Annotated in this window: 19 protein-coding genes; 8 read left to right on the forward strand and 11 right to left on the reverse strand. The window is 69.7% G+C overall.

Going from position 1 to position 17694, the window contains the following annotated elements:
- Positions 1-58: 58 nt before the first annotated feature.
- Entirely contained in the window at positions 59-322 is a 264-nt protein-coding gene (locus RV986_RS19330) for a hypothetical protein (protein WP_475918615.1), read from the reverse strand.
- Positions 315-1175, reverse strand: a complete 861-nt coding sequence (mca, locus tag RV986_RS19335) for a mycothiol conjugate amidase Mca (protein ID WP_475924333.1) — start codon at positions 1173-1175, stop codon at positions 315-317. The genes RV986_RS19330 and mca overlap by 8 nt, the downstream gene beginning before the upstream one ends.
- A gap of 158 nt (positions 1176-1333) precedes the next feature.
- Between mca and RV986_RS19340 the strand changes: the two genes are divergently transcribed.
- Both RV986_RS19340 and greA read left to right on the forward strand, forming a co-directional pair.
- On the forward strand, positions 1334-1735 hold the full coding sequence (locus RV986_RS19340) for a DUF4307 domain-containing protein (protein ID WP_475918616.1): 402 nt from the start codon (positions 1334-1336) through the stop codon (positions 1733-1735).
- A 224-nt stretch (positions 1736-1959) separates the two neighbouring features.
- Positions 1960-2457 (forward strand): transcription elongation factor GreA, encoded by a 498-nt coding sequence (gene greA / locus RV986_RS19345; RefSeq protein WP_475918617.1) that lies wholly within the window; start codon positions 1960-1962, stop codon positions 2455-2457.
- A 62-nt stretch (positions 2458-2519) separates the two neighbouring features.
- Here the strand turns inward: greA and RV986_RS19350 are convergent, their stop codons facing one another.
- From RV986_RS19350 to ilvA, 3 genes are all read right to left on the reverse strand, one after another.
- Complete coding sequence (locus RV986_RS19350) at positions 2520-3368, reverse strand: ABC transporter permease (protein ID WP_475918618.1); 849 nt, start codon at positions 3366-3368, stop codon at positions 2520-2522.
- A complete protein-coding gene (locus tag RV986_RS19355) occupies positions 3365-4477 on the reverse strand; it encodes an ATP-binding cassette domain-containing protein (RefSeq protein WP_475918619.1) in 1113 nt (370 codons plus the stop codon). The genes RV986_RS19350 and RV986_RS19355 overlap by 4 nt, the downstream gene beginning before the upstream one ends.
- A gap of 145 nt (positions 4478-4622) precedes the next feature.
- The gene (ilvA, locus tag RV986_RS19360) at positions 4623-5852 is read right to left on the reverse strand and encodes a threonine ammonia-lyase (RefSeq protein ID WP_475918620.1); all 1230 of its coding nucleotides are present in this window, start codon (positions 5850-5852) and stop codon (positions 4623-4625) included.
- Positions 5853-6017: 165 nt separating this feature from the next.
- Between ilvA and RV986_RS19365 the strand changes: the two genes are divergently transcribed.
- The 3 genes from RV986_RS19365 (at position 6018) to RV986_RS19375 (ending at position 7577) form a co-directional block, all read left to right on the forward strand.
- The gene (locus RV986_RS19365; RefSeq protein WP_475918621.1) at positions 6018-6521 is read left to right on the forward strand and encodes a MarR family winged helix-turn-helix transcriptional regulator; all 504 of its coding nucleotides are present in this window, start codon (positions 6018-6020) and stop codon (positions 6519-6521) included.
- A 238-nt stretch (positions 6522-6759) separates the two neighbouring features.
- On the forward strand, positions 6760-7332 hold the full coding sequence (locus RV986_RS19370) for a sigma factor-like helix-turn-helix DNA-binding protein (RefSeq protein ID WP_475918622.1): 573 nt from the start codon (positions 6760-6762) through the stop codon (positions 7330-7332).
- Entirely contained in the window at positions 7329-7577 is a 249-nt protein-coding gene (locus RV986_RS19375) for a hypothetical protein (RefSeq protein ID WP_475918623.1), read from the forward strand. Before RV986_RS19370 ends, RV986_RS19375 begins: the two co-directional genes overlap by 4 nt.
- A 43-nt stretch (positions 7578-7620) precedes the next feature.
- Here RV986_RS19375 and RV986_RS19380 read toward each other — a convergent pair whose 3' ends face one another.
- Together RV986_RS19380 and RV986_RS19385 are read right to left on the reverse strand one after the other, a co-directional pair.
- Positions 7621-9219 (reverse strand): IS1634 family transposase, encoded by a 1599-nt coding sequence (locus RV986_RS19380; RefSeq protein WP_475918624.1) that lies wholly within the window; start codon positions 9217-9219, stop codon positions 7621-7623.
- Between the two features lie 151 nt (positions 9220-9370).
- Positions 9371-10525, reverse strand: coding sequence for a cystathionine gamma-synthase (locus RV986_RS19385; RefSeq protein ID WP_475918625.1), 1155 nt, complete (start codon positions 10523-10525; stop codon positions 9371-9373).
- A 111-nt stretch (positions 10526-10636) separates the two neighbouring features.
- Between RV986_RS19385 and RV986_RS19390 the strand changes: the two genes are divergently transcribed.
- On the forward strand, positions 10637-11755 hold the full coding sequence (locus RV986_RS19390; protein ID WP_475918626.1) for a hypothetical protein: 1119 nt from the start codon (positions 10637-10639) through the stop codon (positions 11753-11755).
- A 171-nt stretch (positions 11756-11926) separates the two neighbouring features.
- Entirely contained in the window at positions 11927-12631 is a 705-nt protein-coding gene (gene msrA / locus RV986_RS19395; RefSeq protein ID WP_475918627.1) for a peptide-methionine (S)-S-oxide reductase MsrA, read from the forward strand.
- A 302-nt stretch (positions 12632-12933) separates the two neighbouring features.
- On the opposite strand, the gene msrA (RV986_RS19400) is transcribed toward msrA (RV986_RS19395), so the two are convergent.
- The 3 genes from msrA (RV986_RS19400) to RV986_RS19410 all read right to left on the reverse strand — a co-directional run bounded on the left by msrA (RV986_RS19400) (position 12934) and on the right by RV986_RS19410 (position 16314).
- A complete protein-coding gene (msrA, locus tag RV986_RS19400) occupies positions 12934-13446 on the reverse strand; it encodes a peptide-methionine (S)-S-oxide reductase MsrA (RefSeq protein WP_475918628.1) in 513 nt (170 codons plus the stop codon).
- 700 nt (positions 13447-14146) lie between these two features.
- Complete coding sequence (locus RV986_RS19405; protein ID WP_475918629.1) at positions 14147-15475, reverse strand: vanadium-dependent haloperoxidase; 1329 nt, start codon at positions 15473-15475, stop codon at positions 14147-14149.
- 314 nt (positions 15476-15789) lie between these two features.
- Positions 15790-16314, reverse strand: a complete 525-nt coding sequence (locus RV986_RS19410) for a hypothetical protein (protein WP_475918630.1) — start codon at positions 16312-16314, stop codon at positions 15790-15792.
- Between the two features lie 91 nt (positions 16315-16405).
- Between RV986_RS19410 and RV986_RS19415 the strand changes: the two genes are divergently transcribed.
- Entirely contained in the window at positions 16406-16771 is a 366-nt protein-coding gene (locus RV986_RS19415; RefSeq protein ID WP_475918631.1) for a MerR family transcriptional regulator, read from the forward strand.
- 236 nt (positions 16772-17007) lie between these two features.
- Here the strand turns inward: RV986_RS19415 and RV986_RS19420 are convergent, their stop codons facing one another.
- Positions 17008-17673 carry an NADPH-dependent F420 reductase gene (locus tag RV986_RS19420; protein WP_475918632.1) on the reverse strand — a complete coding sequence of 222 codons (666 nt, stop codon included), beginning with the start codon at positions 17671-17673 and terminating at the stop codon, positions 17008-17010.
- Positions 17674-17694: the final 21 nt, after the last annotated feature.

Genomic DNA, 17694 nt, shown 5'->3' on the forward strand with positions numbered 1-17694 from the left:
GTGACCGCACAGGCGTTCAGCCATGGGGGTTCGGCCACAGGTGTTCAGCCACGAGGGTTCAGCCCGAGGCGGTACCCGTCGTACCGGTCGACCTGGTCGCCTTCCCGGAGGCCGCCGCGCCCTTCTTCGGCTGCTCCGGGTCCTCCTCGAAGGTGACCTTCCCCATGTGCCGGTTCATCGACTTCATCAGTCCCCACACCGCCAGGGCCAACGCCGCGAAGACGATGAAGCCGAGGACGCCGGGGGTGACCTTGTTCTCGTCGACCTCCTTGGCGAGGGGGACGAGGTGCGTCAGTGCCAGGCTTGCGCTCATGTCAGGCATTGTCGCGGATGCCCGCGAAGAGGTCGTCCTCGGGGAGGGAGGTATCGACGAGGGAGGTGGCGAGCTCGTACTCCTCGGTCGGCCAGACCTCCTTCTGGAGCTCCATCGGGACCTTGAACCAGCCGCCTTCGGGGTCGATCTGCGTGGCGTGCGCGATCAGCGCCTTGTCACGGATCTCGAAGAAGTCCGCGCACGGAACATGCGTGGTCAGCGTGCGCTCGACGCGCTCGAACTCGCTCCACCGCTTCAGCCAGTCCCCGTACGGCGACTCCAGACCGCGCTCCAGCAGGGCGTTGTGCAGCGCCTCGGTGCGCGGGCGGTTGAAGCCCTGGTTGTAGTAGAGCTTCTGCGGCTGGAACGCCGGGCCGTACTCGGACTCCGGGTACTTCTCCGTGTCCGCCGCCCCCTCGAACGCCACCATCGAGATCTTGTGGGTCATGATGTGGTCGGGGTGCGGATAACCACCGTTCTCGTCGTACGTGGTGATCACCTGCGGACGGAACGAACGGATCTGCCTGACCAGCTCTCCGGCCGCCTTGTCCACGTCCTCCAGGGCGAAACAGCCCTCGGGGAGCGGCGGCAGCGGGTCGCCCTCGGGCAGGCCCGAGTCGACGAAGCCGAGCCACTCCTGCTTGATGCCGAGGATCCCGCGGGCCTCGTCCATCTCCTTCTTGCGTACCTCGTGGATGTTCTCCTCGAAGTACTTGTCACCCTGCAGCTTCGGGTTGAGGATGGAGCCGCGCTCCCCGCCCGTGCAGGTCACGACCAGCACGTCCACCCCCTGGGACACATACTTCGCCATCGTGGCCGCGCCCTTGCTCGACTCGTCGTCGGGGTGGGCGTGCACGGCCATCAGTCGCAGCTGGTCAGTCAAGACTCGATCCTCAGTAAGTCGGCCGGTCGGCCAGTCGGCAAGTCGGCGCCCGGCGTGATTCGGCGTGATGGGCGGCTTCTATAGTGACGGAATCGGGGGGCGAATAATTCCGGGACCCCCTCCCCGAGAGGACGATCATGAGCACGGCGAGCACACAGCTGCCCGAGGGCCGCTACGGCCGCTCCGAGGACGAGCGTGCCGACCGTAAACTCAAGGTCATCGGCAGTGTGCTGGGGGCGGCCCTACTCGTCCTGATGGGCTGGTTCGCGTACCACTACGTCGTCGAGAACAAGATCAGCGCCGAGGTGATCACCTTCAAGGCCGTCTCGGACAGCGCGGTCGAGGTGCACCTGGAGGTACGCAAGGACGCGGGCACCCGGGGCTACTGCACCCTGCGCTCGCAGGCCGACGACGGCTCCGAGGTGGGCCGCGCGGACTTCCGTTTCGACCAGGACTCCTCCCGCATCGACAAGGTCGTCACGATCCGCACCACCGCTCGTGGCGGCACGGCGGAACTGCTCGGCTGCCACGCCGACTGACACCACCACCGGCGTCACCGCCCGCACCACCACCGACATCGCCCCCAGCGCCTCCGCACTCACCTGCGCTGACCTGCGCTGACCTGCGTTTACGTAATTCTGATGTCTTATGTCCTCCCCCTTGAGCCGCTGAATTGTTAGGCTCGTGGTTTCGCCCACCCGTGAAAGCACATTCTTCTGGGTAGGGCGATGCTTTGTATTCCCAGTACCTACGAGGAGCACCTGTGACCCAGACCAGCGAGAACGTCACCTGGCTGACCCAGGAGGCGTACAACCAGCTCAAGGCCGAGCTGGAGTACCTGTCTGGTCCCGCGCGCACGGAGATCGCCGCCAAGATCGCGGCGGCGCGCGAGGAGGGCGACCTGCGGGAGAACGGCGGGTACCACGCGGCCAAGGAGGAGCAGGGCAAGATGGAGCTCCGTGTGCGCCAGCTGACCCAGCTCCTGGAGAACGCCAAGGTGGGCGAGGCTCCCGCGGCGGACGGCGTGGTCGCGCCCGGCATGGTCGTCACCATCGCCTTCGACGGCGACGAGGACGACACGCTGGACTTTCTGCTCGCCTCGCGCGAGTACGCCAGCGCCGACATCGAGACCTACTCGCCCCAGTCCCCCCTGGGCTCCGGTGTGAACGGCAAGAAGGTCGGCGAGGACGCCCAGTACGAGCTGCCCAACGGCAAGCTCGCCTCGGTGCGGATCCTCAAGGCCGAGCCGTACCAGGGCTGAGCCCGGGACCGATCCCTACGACGATGCCCCCGGTCGCGGCCGGGGGCATCGTCATGCCCGGGTCATGCGGTGGCGGACCGGTACTTGCGCACCGACAGGGTCCGGAAGACGACGATGATCAGGACCGACCAGATCAGCGAGGCCCAGACGGGGTGCTGCATGGGCCAGGCGTCCGACGGTGTGACACCCGGATTGCCGAAGAGCCGGCGGCAGGCCTGCACGGTGGCGCTGAAGGGGTTCCAGTCGGCGACGTGCTGCAGCCAGGGGGTCATTCTGCTGGAGTCCACGAACGCGTTCGAGATGAACGTGACCGGGAAGAGCCAGATCAGCCCGCCGGACGTGGCCGCCTCGGGCGTACGTACGGAGAGGCCGATGAGCGCGCCGATCCAGGTGAACGCGTATCCGGACAGGAGCAGCAGCCCGAAGGCGCCGAGCACCTCGCCGATGTTGGTGTGGGTGCGCCAGCCGACCAGCAGGGCGACGACGGCGAGCACGAGGAGTGTGAGAGCCGTCTGCACCAGGTCGGCGAGCGTACGGCCGGTCAGGACCGCGCCACGCGCCATGGGCAGCGAGCGGAAGCGGTCGATGAGGCCCTTGTGCATGTCGTCGGCGATACCCGCGCCGGCGCCCGCGGTGGCGAAGGTGACGGTCTGCGCGAAGATGCCGGCCATCAGGAACTCGCGGTAGGTGGAGGGATCCGTCGTCCCGCCGATGTTCATGGAGCCGCCGAACACGTACGAGAACAGCACCACGAACATGATCGGCTGGATGAGCCCGAAGATCACCATCTCGGGGATGCGGGACATTCTGATCAGGTTGCGCTTGGCGATGACCAGGGAGTCGCGCACGGACTGGACGACGGCACCCTTGGGGCCGGCCGCCACGGGCAGGGCGTCTGTCACGGCGCTCACTTCGCGGCCTCCGTCTTCACGTTCTCGTCCGTCACGTTCTCGTCCGTCACGTTCTCGTCTACGTGCTGGTCTACGTTCTCGTCCGCCGCGGCCCCGCTCGCCGCGGTCTCCTTCTTGGTCGTACGGCCGCTCTTCGCTTCCCCGGACACGCCGTTCTCCTCGTCCCTCACCTCGGCCATGTGTCCCGTCAGGGAGAGGAACACGTCGTCGAGCGTGGGCCTGCGCAGCCCGATGTCGTCGATCTCGATGCCACGGGTGTCCAGCTCGCGGATGACCTCCGCGAGGAGCTTCGCGCCACCGGTGACGGGCACCGTCAGCTTGCGGGTGTGCTCCTCGACGCTCGTCTCGCCCTTGCCGAAGCCCCGGAGCACCTCCGCGGCCGTCGCCATGTGCTCGCGCTCGTGCACGACGACCTCGACGCGCTCTCCGCCGGTCTGCGCCTTGAGCTGGTCGGCGGTGCCGCGGGCGATGACACGTCCGTGGTCCACCACGCAGATGTCGTGCGCGAGGTGGTCGGCCTCCTCCAGATACTGGGTGGTCAGCAGCAGTGTCGTACCGCCGGAGACCAGCTGCTTGATGACCTCCCACAGCTGCTGGCGGTTGCGCGGGTCGAGGCCGGTCGTCGGCTCGTCCATGAACATCACCGGGGGCGATACGACCAGCGCGGCGGCCAGGTCGAGCCGGCGGCGCATACCGCCCGAGTAGGTCTTCGCGGGGCGGTCGGCGGCGTCCGTCAGATTGAACTGCTCCAGGAGCTCGACCGCCCGGACCTTTGCGGCCTTCGCCCTCATCTGGTAGAGCTGGCCTACCATCTGGAGGTTCTCGCGGCCGGTCAGATACTCGTCGACCGCGGCGAACTGTCCGGAGAGGCCGACCCTGCGGCGGACCGCGTCGGGGTGTTTGAGCACGTCGATGCCCGCGACGACCACCTTGCCGCTGTCGGGGCGCAGCAGGGTCGTCAGACAGCGGACGGCGGTGGTCTTGCCCGCGCCGTTCGGCCCCAGCAGGCCCAGCACGGTGCCTTCCGGGACATCGAGATCGACGCCGTCCAGAGCCTTTACGTCACCGAAGGTCTTCACCAGGCCTTCGGCATAGATGGCGCCTGGCATGTGAATTCTCCACGTCGTTGGGGATGGCGAGAAACACACCGTAACGCGATGTATCGCGTCGCTCAACAGATTTTTCCAAGGTACTGGACCTGGATGAGGACGACGGTCCTGACCTGGGCGACTTCGGTCGAGGCCGGGGACGACCTCAGTCGATGACGGTGTAGCCCGACTCGCGCAGGGCGCGGCCGACCTCGGAGCAGTGCTCCGGCCCCTTCGTCTCCAGGTGCAGCTCGACCTCCACCTCCGTGAGCCCGAGCCGGGGATCGGTCCGTACATGGCTCACGTCGAGGACGTTGGCGTCGGCCAGCGACAGCACCCCGAGAAGGGTGGCCAGGGCGCCGGGCCGGTCCGTCAGCCGCAGCGTGACCGCGAGGTAGCGGCCGCTCGCGGCCATGCCGTGGCGCAGGATGCGCTGCATCAGCAGCGGGTCCACGTTGCCGCCGGACAGCAGCGCGACGACCGGACCCTGGAAGGTCCCGGGCTCGCCGAGCAGCGCGGCGACGGGGCTCGCACCGGCCGGTTCGACGACCAGCTTGGCCCGCTCCAGACAGAGCAGCAACGCCCTGGACAGGTTGTTCTCGGAGACCGTGCGGACCTCGTCCACCAGCTCCTCGATGATCCGGAAGGGCACGTCGCCGGGCCGACCGACCTTGATGCCGTCGGCCATCGTCGCCGGATTGTCGATCGCCATCGGGCGCCCGGCCGCCAGGGAGGGCGGGTACGCTGCCGCGCCCGCCGCCTGTACGCCGACGATCCGCACGTCGGGGCGCAGGGACTTCACCGCGACCGCGACGCCCGCGGCCAGCCCGCCGCCGCCGATCCCGACGACGATCGTGCGCACCTCCGGGCACTGCTCCAGGATCTCCAGGCCGACCGTGCCCTGACCCGCGATGATGTCGGGGTGGTCGAACGGGTGGATGAACACCGCGCCCGTACGGGCCGCGTACTCCTGGGCGGCGGCCAGCGTCTCGTCGACCACCTGACCGTGCAGCCTCACCTCGGCGCCGTAGTCGCGGGTGGCCGCGACCTTCGGCAGCGGGGCGCCGGTCGGCATGAAGACCGTGGAGTGCACCCCGAGCAGCGAGGAGGCGAGGGCGACGCCCTGCGCGTGGTTGCCGGCGCTGGCGGCCACCACCCCGGCGGCACGCTCCTCCGGAAGCAGCCCGGCGATCCGTACGTACGCGCCGCGCAGCTTGAACGAACCCGTGCGCTGGAGGTTCTCGCACTTGAGGTGCACCGGGGCGCCCACCAGCTGGGACAGATACCGGCTGCCCTCCATGGCGGTCGTCCGCGCCACGCCCGAGAGCATCTTCTGGGCACCTCGTACGTCGTCCAGAGTCACCCTGGGCGAGGAGTCGACCGTGCTGTAGCTCATGACCACCAGTCTCGCAGTTCACACTCGAGGACTCCTGGTGTGACCACGGGCCGAGACCGGTTTTACACAGCGTCGGTACGGCCCGCGCCCCGGCCGCGTAACCTGTCCCCCAACCCAGCTCCCCACGCATGAATTGAGCCCCCGGCCATGCCCACAACACCAGAAATGTCGATGGACATGACGACCGTCGGTGACACCGGTCTCCTCGACACGCTGCAGCACGAGGTCGCGTTGTTCGCGCGCCGTGCCGAACAGACCCGGCTCGGCGGAGTGGGACAGGTCCGCAATTCGATGGACCGTGCCGCATACCTGCTGCTCAACCGTCTGGACAAGGAAGGCCCGATGGGCGTCAAGGCGCTCGCCGCGAGCATGGGCATCGACTCGTCGACGGTCACCCGGCAGGTGGCCCCGCTGGTCGACACCGGCCTCGTCAAGCGCACCTCGCACCCGGAGGACGGGCGCGCCGTGGTGCTCCAGCTGTCGCCGCGCGGGCAGTCCCGTCTCGACGAAGTGCGCTCCTCCAGGCGTCAGTTGATGGCCGAGCTGACACAGGACTGGGCGCCGGAGGAGCGCGAGGCGTTCTGTACGCTCCTCACGCGCTTCAACGGCGCGCTGTCGGCCCGGATGGCGACCACGGGGGGCGCGCCGGGGGACCAGCCGGATTCCTGACCTTCCTCCTTCTCCGGGACCCCCTCCCCAGGACCCCTCCCCGGGGACCCTTTCCCGGGAAAGCATGCGCGTGCATATGGGCCGGGCTCTTGACCGGAAGGCCGGGGCTGGCCTCATATGAGACCGGGTCCTTGTCGCACGTGGTGCGATCCGTCGTACGAACCGTCGTCGTACGTACGGTTCATCGTGCGCGGCCGGGCCCTGTTTCCCTCAGGGTCGCCCTCGGGCGGGAGGCGTGGTGCGAGAACGGCGTGCGTCCCAAGGCGCCCGTCGGGCCCGGGAGTTCGAGGTGTTCGTCGCGGGCGCGGCAGGGCGGTTGCTGCATGCCGCCACGCTGCTCACGGCGGAGCCGCCGAACGCCAACCCGCGCGCGCGGCGCCTGCTGACGCTGGCCCTCGCCCATACCTACGCCTCCTGGGACCGGCTGCGCGGCGAGGACCCGTACGACCGGGCCCGCCAGCAGCTGGCCGTCCGCTTCGCGCGCGGCGCGTGGCACCAGTACGGCGGCTTCGGACGGTCCCGGTACGGAGGCGCGGGCCGCTCCCGTCCGTCCCCCTCTGCCTCCCCCTCCCCCTCCCCCTCCCCCTCCGGCTCCGGCTCCGGCTCCGGTGGCGTCCTGGCGCGGCTGACGCCCCAGGAGCGGCTGATCTTGGTCCTCAGGCTGTACGAGGGGGTCGCGGAGGAGCAGACGGCGGCCCTGCTCGGGTTGCCCACGGAACGGGTCCGGGCGATCTGCGCCCGCGCGACGGCGACGCTGCTGCACCCGCCGCGGGGCCCGGCGCCGGTCATGGCGAAGGTGGTGCCTTCATGAACCTGCCCGAGCGCGAGGCGGCCGTACGGCGGTTGCTGGAGCAGCAGCAGCCCCCGGTGCCGCCCGACCTGTACCCGGACGTCGTGCGCCGCGGGGGCCGCATGCTGCGCCGCAGGACGGTGGCCCGGCGGGTGATGTGGCTGCTGCTGTTCGCCGCGGCCGTGGTGTTCGTCGTCTGGGCGGCGACGGCCCGTCCCTGGGTGGAGCCGCCGTCGCAGACGACTCCACCGCTCACGGGCTGGTGATCTTCCGGCGATCGGCTAGCCCCGTACTTCGCGGGTCACCGTTTCAGGTCATTGGCCAGCGGGTTTGGGTGACTTCGATGCCGAGGAGGTCCAGGAGGTGGAGTTGGACGCCGCGGGTGATCTGGACGGTGGGTGGGTCGGTGACGTTTCCGATCCGCAGGGTGAGTTCGCCGAGGTGGTAGAGGATCATCCGGCCGGTTGGCCGCACTCGGCGGTTGTCCGGGTAGAGGCCGACCATGGTCTGCTCGGGGCCCAGGGCTTGTCTGACCTGGCGTTCGATCAGGCTGAAGACCAGCAGGGCCAGGCAGATGACCTGGATCAGGGCGGCGACGCGGTGGTTGTGCTGCACGAACAGCGGGGTGACCGCCAGGGGGCCCTTGAAGTCCGCGTAGCGGCGCTCGACCGATCCCTGGCCCTTGTACTGGATCAGGACCCGGCTCGGGGATGCCTGCTCGGCAGTCAGCGCCGTCAGCAGGGCGTACCATCCGTCGGCGGCGGCTTCGGTCCGCAGGACGTCCTGGTCGAAGTGCCAGGCCAGGGTGGGCCTGCCGTGGTCGTCCTCGCTGATCTCGGTGCGCAGGCAGGAGACGACCCGGCGGGTCCTGGCGATCACCCCGACACGGGCGGCGATCTTCTCGGCGGTGTTGTAGTACCTGCCGCCGGCTCCGCGCCGGACCTTGTCCAGGTCCTCGGTGGCGCGGGTGAGGCGTTTGGTGCGGGCGGCCTGCTGGCCTGCGGCGTTGCCGGTGGAGTGGACCAGGATTCGGCGAACTTCCAGGACCGGGTCGCGCTTGCGCGGGCCGTTCAGGGTGTGGACGTCTTCCAGTACCCGGTAGACCTCGCGCTGGGCGGGGTCCTTGTCCGCGTCGCGGCCGGGCACCCAATCCACGACGGTGGCGGCCTCCAGGTCCAAGGCGGCGTAGAAGCCGTCCTTGACCTGGGCTGCCGGGACCGGGGCGATGAACGCCGTCCCGGCTTCCAGCAGTGCGGCGACGTTCGGGTAGGAGACCAGCTTGGAATCGGCGACCAGCAGGAACTCCTGCTCGCCGGCCAGCTTCTGCAGGTCCTTCATCGCCCCGACGACCTGGGACACCTCGGCCGCGCCGCCGCCGAAGACCCGGGCGTGGACCGGGATGCCGCCGTCACCGGTGACCGCGAGCCCGGCCTGGACCTGCTTCAGGTCCACCCTGCGGTCCTTGGGATGCCCGTGCTTGATCACCGGGAACGCGTCGTCCTGGTCCTCCAGGGGGTAGGTCCCGTGGACGGACATCGACGTCATGTCCCAGTGCAACCGGGACACGTCGATGCCGAACTCGGTGATCGCCCGCGCGCCGGCCGTGCCCGCGATCTGCTCCAGTTTCGGGGCGATCGCGTCCAGTGCCCGCGCGAGGCGGTCGTCGTTGAGCAGGCCCGCCTCGATCCCCAGCACTTCCTCCACCGCCCAGGTCCGGGCCCAGTCACCGACCCGGAACAGGGGCATCGGCGAGGTCAGCCGGTTCGCGACCAGCGCCTCGATGACCTGCCCGTGCGTCAGGTGCGCGCTCGGCGCGGACGGGCACAAACCGTCGACGATCCCCGCCACGTCCAGCCGGCGCAGAAACTCGGCAGCGACAGGCAGAGCGCCCAGACGCTTCTCCACCACAGACGTCACCACACACTCAAGACGCTGACGCTGGGACCGAGGCCGCGGAGACCGGGAAGTCATCGACACACCCGGCTAACGCCCACAGCCCCGACCCGGACACGACCGAACCCTCTACTCCAACCGATTCAACGACCCGCGAAGTACAGGGCTAGCCGAGGGCCTGCTGCAGGTCCTGGAGCAGGTCGTCGACGTTCTCGATGCCCACGGAGAGACGGACGAGGTCGGCCGGGACCTCCAGGGCCGAGCCCGCGGTGGACGCGTGCGTCATGCGTCCGGGGTGCTCGATCAGGGATTCCACGCCTCCCAGGGACTCGCCGAGCGTGAAGACCTTGGCGCGGTTGCAGACCTCCACGGCCGCCTCCTCGCCGCCCTCGACCTGGAAGGAGACCATGCCGCCGAACGCCTTCATCTGCTTGGCGGCGATCTCGTGACCGGGGTGCTCCGGAAGGCCCGGGTAGAGAACACGGGTCACGCGCGCGTGCCGGGTGAGCATGTCGGCGACCTTGGTGGCGTTCTCGCTGTGCCGGTCCATGCGCACGGGCAGGGTCTTGGCGCCGCGCAGTACCAGCCAGGAGTCGAAGGGCCCGGCGACCGCGCCCATCGCGTTCTGGTGGTACGCGAGTTCCTCGCCGAGCTCCTGGTCGCCGACGATCAGCGCGCCGCCGACGACGTCCGAGTGGCCGCCCATGTACTTGGTCAGCGAGTGCACGACGACGTCCGCGCCGAGCGCGAGCGGCTGCTGCAGGTAGGGGGTGGCGAAGGTGTTGTCGACGACGAGCTTCGCGCCCGCCTCACGCGCGACCTGGGCGACCGCGGCGATGTCGGTGATGCCGAGCAGCGGGTTGGAGGGGGTCTCCACCCACACGGCCTTCGTCTTCGGGGTGATCGCGGCGCGGACGGCGGCCAGGTCGCTCGTGTCGGCCACGGACCATTCCACGCCCCACCGCGAGACGACCTTCGCGAAGAGGCGGAACGTACCGCCATAGGCGTCGTTGGGGATGACCACGTGGTCGCCGGGGCTGAGCAGCGTACGCAGCAGGCAGTCCTCGGCCGCCAGTCCGGACGCGAACGCGAGGCCGCGGCGGCCGCCCTCCAGCGCGGCGAGGTTCTCTTCCAGGGCGGTCCTGGTGGGGTTGGCGCTGCGACTGTACTCGTAGCCGCCGCGCAGGCCCCCGACGCCGTCCTGCTTGTAGGTCGAGACCTGGTAGATCGGCGGGACGACCGCGCCGGTAAGGGGATCGGCGGTGTTGCCCGCGTGGATCGCGAGGGTCTCGAAGTGCTGACTGATGTGCCTGTCGCTCATGGGTCCCGAGCGTAGTGCGCCCGCGGGGCCGGCGGCAGCTGCGGGCCGCCGCACGGGGCTGCGGTCCGACCTCGTTGGCCAATTGTCGGCCCCGTCTGGTTCGCTTGAGGCATGGAGATTCTCTGGGTCCTGTTCGCGCTGGCCATGTTCAGCCTGGTCCTGCTGCCGGTGCTCAGGCGCAGGCGCACCGGTATTCAGCTGGTCTCGCCCGGCGACCCGGACGCCGCGGACCCGGCGAACTACGGATTCCTGCGCCAGGAGGAGCTGGACATCCGTATGCCCGGACCGGACGCGGATCTCCTGGACGTCCTGGACCTGGTGCAGCGCACACAGGACTACCGCGCGGCCGCGCAGCTCCTGGCCGGCACCGAGATCACGGGCGAGACGCGCTGGCAGCGGGTGCAGGCCTTCGCGGGCGCCGCGTCGCTGGAGCTGCGGCAGCGCCCCGGCGGGGTCAGCGAGACGCCGGGCGGGCAGTGGCTGCGGGTGTGGCGGGCCGAGAAGCCCAAGGACGCGGGCGGCTCGGCGGTGCACGCGGAGTTCCTGGTACAGCAGGCGTGGCGGACCTCGACGCCGGGAACGGACGAGTTCCGGATCATCATGGAGGAGGCGAAGGCGGCGTGCGGCGAGGCGGCGCTCCTCTCCCCCGGTGACCCGGTCCCGTACATCATCGAGCTGTCGGTGGCCCGCGGACTCGCCTACCCCCGCCCGGAGTTCGAGCAGCTCTGGCTGAAGATCCTGGACCGCGCGCCGGCCCACATGGGGGCGCATCTGTCGGCCCTGCACTACTGGTGCGAGAAGTGGCACGGCTCGCGCGAGGTGGCGTACTCCTTCGCGGAGGCGGCAGCGGCGCGCGCCCCGCAGGGCTCGCTGCTGGCCGCCATGCCTCTCTTCGCGGTCTTCGAGCACCTCCCCGAGGTGAATCTGGTGCGCAGCTTCTACCAGAGCGAGGTCGTGACGAAGGCGGTCCACGGCGCGCTCTTCGCGGTGCACGCGGCCCGGCCCGACGACCCGATGCTGGCGCACGTCCGCCACCTTCTGGTGTTCTTCCTGGTCCGCGGCGAGCGCTGGGGCGAGGCCATGAACCAGCTGGTGCACGTCGACGGCCATGTGGGCGCCCTGCCCTGGACCCTCACCCCCGACCCGGCCGCGGACTACGCGGTCTACCGCGCGCTGGCGGTGGCCGGCTACGAGGCGAACGGCGGAACGCCGGCGTCGCTGTCCCGCTGAGGACGTACGAGCCCATGAGCCTGTACGGATGAGCTCGTGAGCACGGTACGTATGAGTGTCCGAGCCCAGCACATATGAGCCCCGGAATGACAACCGGGGCTCATACGTTCACGAGCACGGACCCCACCCCCGCCCTCCGGCCCCGTGCCCCTGTGACCCCGTGGAGACCGCATGTTCCTGCACAGCCGTACCCCCCGGCTCCCGACCGCCGAGCAAGCGCTGCGCGGTCGCCCGGAGCCGATCTTCACGGTCCCCGACCGGCACTCCGTCCTCGGCACCCCGCTCCTCGGCCCCTACCCCGAGGGCCTGGAGATCGCCGACTTCGGCCTCGGCTGTTTCTGGGGCGCCGAGCGCAGGTTCTGGCAGCTCCCGGCGGGCGTGTACACGACCCTGGTCGGCTACCAGGGCGGCTTCACCGATCACCCCACGTACGAGGAGGTCTGCTCGGGCCTGACCGGCCACACCGAGGCCGTCCGCGTCGTCTACGACCCCTCCGTCATCTCCTACGAGCGCCTCCTCCAGGTCTTCTGGGAGTCCCACAACCCGACCCAGGGCTTCCGCCAGGGCAACGACGTCGGCACCCAGTACCGCTCCGCCGTCCACACCCACACCCCGGCCCAGGCAGCCACCGCGGCCGCCTCCCGCGAGGCCTACCAGAAGGTCCTGACCTCCTCGGGCTACGGCACCATCACCACCGAACTCCTCCCCGCGGAGGGCCGCACCTTCTACCCGGCCGAGGGCTACCACCAGCAGTACCTGGACAAGAACCCGGCGGGCTACTGCGGGACAGGCGGGACGGGCGTCAAGCTGGGTGACCCCTTCCAGATCAACTCGGGCGCCTCATGCCCCACCGGCGTCGCCACGACCGACGGCTGAGACGCACGGCTTCAGCGCCGCGAGCCCCGGGTTCGATCACCTCAGCGTGGATGCGCATCGTCGAGGCGGTGGGCAGCCTGGTGCCGCTCGCTCAGCTGCTGCTCTCGGCACAGCATTGTTCGGGGATCATGTGCGCCAACCGGTTTCCTCGCGTCCCGCGCCACGATGTCGCGGACGCCCCGATCGCATGCCGCCCATCGGGCGACCGGTCACGGACAACCTTCGGCGGGGCACCGCCGACCCCACAAGCGCAAGCACGGCCCGGCTGCGGAGCCTCCGCCTTCCGCCGGGCCGCCTCGCGGTCAGCCCTCCGCGCGGGCGGGCAGCCGCCATCCCGGGCGCGGGAAATGGCAGGTGTAGCCGTCCGGGTAACGCTGCAGGTAGTCCTGATGCTCGGGCTCGGCCTCCCAGAAGGGGCCGACCGGCTCCACCTCGGTGACGACTTCGCCCGGCCACAGCCCGGATGCGTCCACGTCCGCGATCGTGTCCTCGGCGATCCGCTTTTGCTCGTCATCCACGTAGTAGATCGCCGAGCGGTAGCTGAGGCCCATGTCGTTGCCCTGGCGGTTCTTGGTGCTCGGGTCGTGGATCTGGAAGAAGAACTCCAGGATCGCGCGGAAATCGGTCCTCTCGGGGTCGAAAAGGATCTCAATGGCCTCCGCGTGCGTGCCATGGTTACGGTACGTCGCGTTCGGCACGTCCCCCCCGGTGTATCCGACCCGGGTCGCCGTCACGCCCGGGAGTCGGCGGATCAAGTCCTCCATCCCCCAGAAGCATCCGCCCGCCAGCACGGCCCTCTGCGTCTGCGCAGCCATTGCGGCCCCTCCATATCTGTCAGCTCGATCTGTCAGCTCGGTCACTCGGGCTCGTCGGCTCGCACACCACCGGCGTCCCATACCCACTCCGCTCAACGCGCGAGGGTTCCGGGCGATTCCGTGCCCGTCCAACCGGCACTGCGGCCGCCGGCCACCGGCCACCGCGAGGAGCGCACCGACCTGTTCCTGTTGCCCAGGCCAGCCCCCCAGGATGTCTCCTACAGCCGGTCCGGGCGGACAGCGGCACCGCTTCTCCGCTGTGAGGGGCACTCCAGGTGATCTTTCCGGGTCGCCGAGCTACGGCTCCCGGAACGCGACCTCCGGGTGGACCGATCCTGACCGTGTTGACGCCGAGCCCCGGAATGATCTCCGTGTCGGCCATCCTGCCAGGGGCAAAGCGCCGAGGACTCACAGCCTGGAGCAGTAGGCAGCTTCTCGGACGCGTGCCGGAGAAAAGGCTGTGAACACGGCTTGACGTTGGTCATCAAGGCGCGTTCACAGCCTTTTCCGAGTCGTAGTCCCCAAGCAGCCACTCCGGGCCGCCCGAGTCTCCCTTGCCGCGGAGGACGCACTCCCAGTCCCCGCTCGGTCTCTGTCGGAAGTGGCCGACCCCTGCAAGGGAAAGGTCTACCCGCCGATCCAGTGCTCAGGGCAGGATCCGGAGCGCGGCACGACGCCGGGTCCTCCTCGGCTCTGTGGTTCAGTCGGTGTCGTCGCCGCACTTGGGCTCGGCGAGCCTGTCCTGCCGAGCCGTTCGCGTCGGCGGGGACGGCTGGGTGCCGTCCTTGGCGACCGGCTGGAAGTAGTGGTCCAGCGCCCAGGCGGCCATGTGGGTGCCGGCCCGGCAGCCGGCTACGTCCGCCGTGCGGGAGTGGACGCCGCCCCACACACGGGCGTCGACGACGTCCCGGTTGAGGTCGTCGGCGGACCCGTAGAACCGCGTGGTGCCGGTGACCTCGGAGGGGACGTAGAGGTCGATGCGCGAGGTGCCGAGGACGCCGGTCAGGGCGCGTGCCACGGCAGCGGCGACGGTCGTATGGCCGGCGATGTAGTCCGGGTGTGGTGGGGTGAGGAGCAGCGGCTCCCAGGCCGGGTCTGCCGTCGTCGCGGGGTTGCCGTCGGTGTCGGCGAGGCGGATGGCAGTGATCGGCCGCCAGGAGCCGTAGTGGAGCTTGGCGTCCCATGCCGTGACGGCGGCATCGGTCGCCGACGCGTTCACCGCGGCGAACAGCCGGGCCGTCTCGGCGATGCCGAGCCGGTGCCGGGTGGCGTGGTCCCGTACGGCTGTCTGGACCTGTTCGACCAGGTTGCCGCCGAAGAAGAGGGCGGTCTCGGTCTGCCGCGCGCTCCTGCCCGAGCCGGTCTTCGCGCCCATGGCCTTCACCTCCTGGACATCCTTGGCGTAGGCGGCCGAGGAGATGGCGGGTGGTCCGCCGGGGCGGAACTGCTGCGGGGAGGCGAGCAGGAGGGGGCGGAGCCGGGCGAGCCAGGTGTCGATGAAGGGCTGGAACGCGGGCGGGGTGGGCCGCCAGACCCCCAGTGCCGGGGAAGCGGTGAAAGGAACGTCCGCGAACCTTCCGTCCCCTTCCCGGAGTTCGATGATGCGGGCGGCGGCGCGCTTTCCGTAGTCAACTCCCCGGTCTCTGGCCTGACCGGCCGGAAGAGCGGCGAGCGAGTCCGCGTACGCGGTGTCGAGCCGTTCCTTGAAGGCGGGGAAGCAGGTGAGCAGCACGTCGTGGGCCGCGGTGGCGGCGGCCGCCGCGGAGGATGCCTTGGCCGGACCGCGCTCGCGCCATTTGTACAGGGCGTAGCCGCCTTCGATCCCCACCACGGCGTTGTACACGGCGACGGAGACGAACCCCTCCCAGATCGCTGCCTGCCCGGAGGGGCGTGGGCCAAGGCTGGTCTTGATCGTGTCGGTGGCGATGGCGTTCCACTCGCGGACCACGGCTGCCGGGACCACGGCTGCCGCGACCGCCGCGGTCCGGGTGTCCGCGTCGGGGGGACTTGTCGCGGCGGTGAGCGTCACGAGGGCGATGGCCGCGACGGCGCAGATGAATCCCTGGACACGTGAACGCGGAGGAACGGGAAGAGGGGGCTCTCGATACACAGCGTCCTCCATAGAGTTGAGTGCCCAAGGCTTAGCAACGGCCCACTGCGCGAGCAAGACAACTCGCCGCGAACCGGACAGGCCTGGAGCACCCTCGAACGCCTCACCGCCCGCTACGAGGAGATCACCGCCGGACGGACCCCGCACGGGTGCCCTTCGACAACACCAGCGAACAGGCCGTCCGGATGGCCAAGATCCAGCAGAAGGCCGCCTGGCAGCATCCGGTCAAGCGATCACGCTTGGCCGGGCAGCTGGACCACGCGGTCGTGGAACCCGGCTGCGTTACCGTCAGAGGCAGCAGCTTCTTGCCGGCCGGGCCGGCCTTCCGTGTTCAACAGGTTCGTGGTGCGGTTTCGCCACCACGGCACGAGCTGGACGAGGCCGAACACCACCTCGACGCCGAAGAACAGCCAAAGCAGCCGCGTGGCGCCGTGGGCCAGCGCGTACGACTGCCACGCCGCGAACAGCGTGCGCGCGATGCCGTCGAGCAGTCCGTGCACTGCCAGCGGCCGGACGATGCGCAGGACGGCCCAGACCACCACGACCGAGCCCATCAGATTCGCGTACAGGATCTGTATCGGGTCGAGTTCGGGCAGGGCGCCCAGCCCGAGTGCGTTGCCCGACGATGACAGCGCATCGTGCACCAGCGTGTACGTCCATGGCGTCGCGAAGCCCGCAGTGACAACGAGGTCGTACCAGGCGCTCGCGCGTACGCCGCGAAGATAGGCGGGACTTTCGGGGGCAATGGGCCGGATCACGGTGAGGCTCCAACTGGTCTCGGGACGGCGACGCCTCACGGTAAACAGTGGAGTACGGTCCAAGGTCAAGCCCACCATCCGACGGAGGGGCATGCGTATCGGAGAGCTGGCCGCGCAGGCGGGCATGAGCAGGGACACCATTCGGTTCTACGAGAAGGTCGGCCTCGTCACGGGTCGGCGGCTGGCCAACGGTTATCGCGACTTCCCGCCCGAGGCGGTGCCCTGGCTGCAGTACGTCCGCACTGCGCAGACGCTCGGATTCTCTCTGGCGGAGATCGCGCGGCACGGCGAGGAGCTGCGGGAGGCGCCGGACTCCGCGGAGGCGCTGTCCGTGCTGTTCGAGCAGAAGATCCAGGTCATCGACGCCCGTATGGCCGAACTCGCCATCCTGCGGGCTGAACTCGCCACGCGTGTCGACACCGGGTGCCCGTTGCGGGCGGTTGGCCGGCCGAGCTGACCACGAGGTGGGGGCGTCGCGGGCTTGACCCGTGACGCCCCCTGCCAAGGCCATCAACTGAGCAGGTTCGTCGCGTCCCCTGAGTAAGGGTGATGGTCATGCAGCGCCGTCACCCGTGGGTGACTTGCCCGAGTACCTTTCGCAAGAAAAGTCCATGGGCACGCCTGGGCATGGGGCATCAAGCCGCATTCACAGCCCCCGTCCGGGGCATATCACCGGGCGTGCGAGAGGTACGGCTACTCCTGTGAGCTGGTGCGCCTGTCGATTGAGGGGACTTGAGGGACGGCGGAGTTGGGGTCGAAGCCTGCGAAGGCCAACCCGATGACGAAACCCGCCACTTCCTCCAACTGGCGGACGCGATCCAGCGCCCCCAGAGTCGCCGGAGTCCCGCCGACGTCACGGACCAGTTCGCCGACGACGTGCAGTGCCGTCGCATCGTCGCCGCACATCGCCACGGTCACACGGGACCGGCCGCCACCGGGCGGGCTCGTCCACTGCCCGGCGGGAAAGAGATGGAATGCCTTCACGACCCGGGCTCCTGGAGCAAGCCCGGCGATCCGCCCCGCCATCGACTCGCCGTGTTCGGTGAGCAGAGTGCCGACGCCGTGCGTGACAGCGTTCGTGGGATCGATCAACGGCGTCCCCTTGAGTACGCCGTCGATCGCGCCCACCGCTCCCATCATGTCCTCGACGCCGTCCCAGGACACGGCGAGCAGGACCGCGTCGCGCCCGGTGGCCGCCTCACGCGGCGCGACGGCGAGCACTCCGTGGCCCAGCCGCTCGGCAAGCTTCTCCGCCTTGACCTGCGACCGTCCGCCGATCGCCACCTCATGTCCCGCTCGTGCCCAGCCCTCACCCAGGGCCGCCGCCAGTGTCCCTGTTCCCAGGATCCCGATGCGCATCTGTCTGTGCCTCTCCAACGG

This window comes from Streptomyces sp. RLA012 (assembly GCF_056270325.1).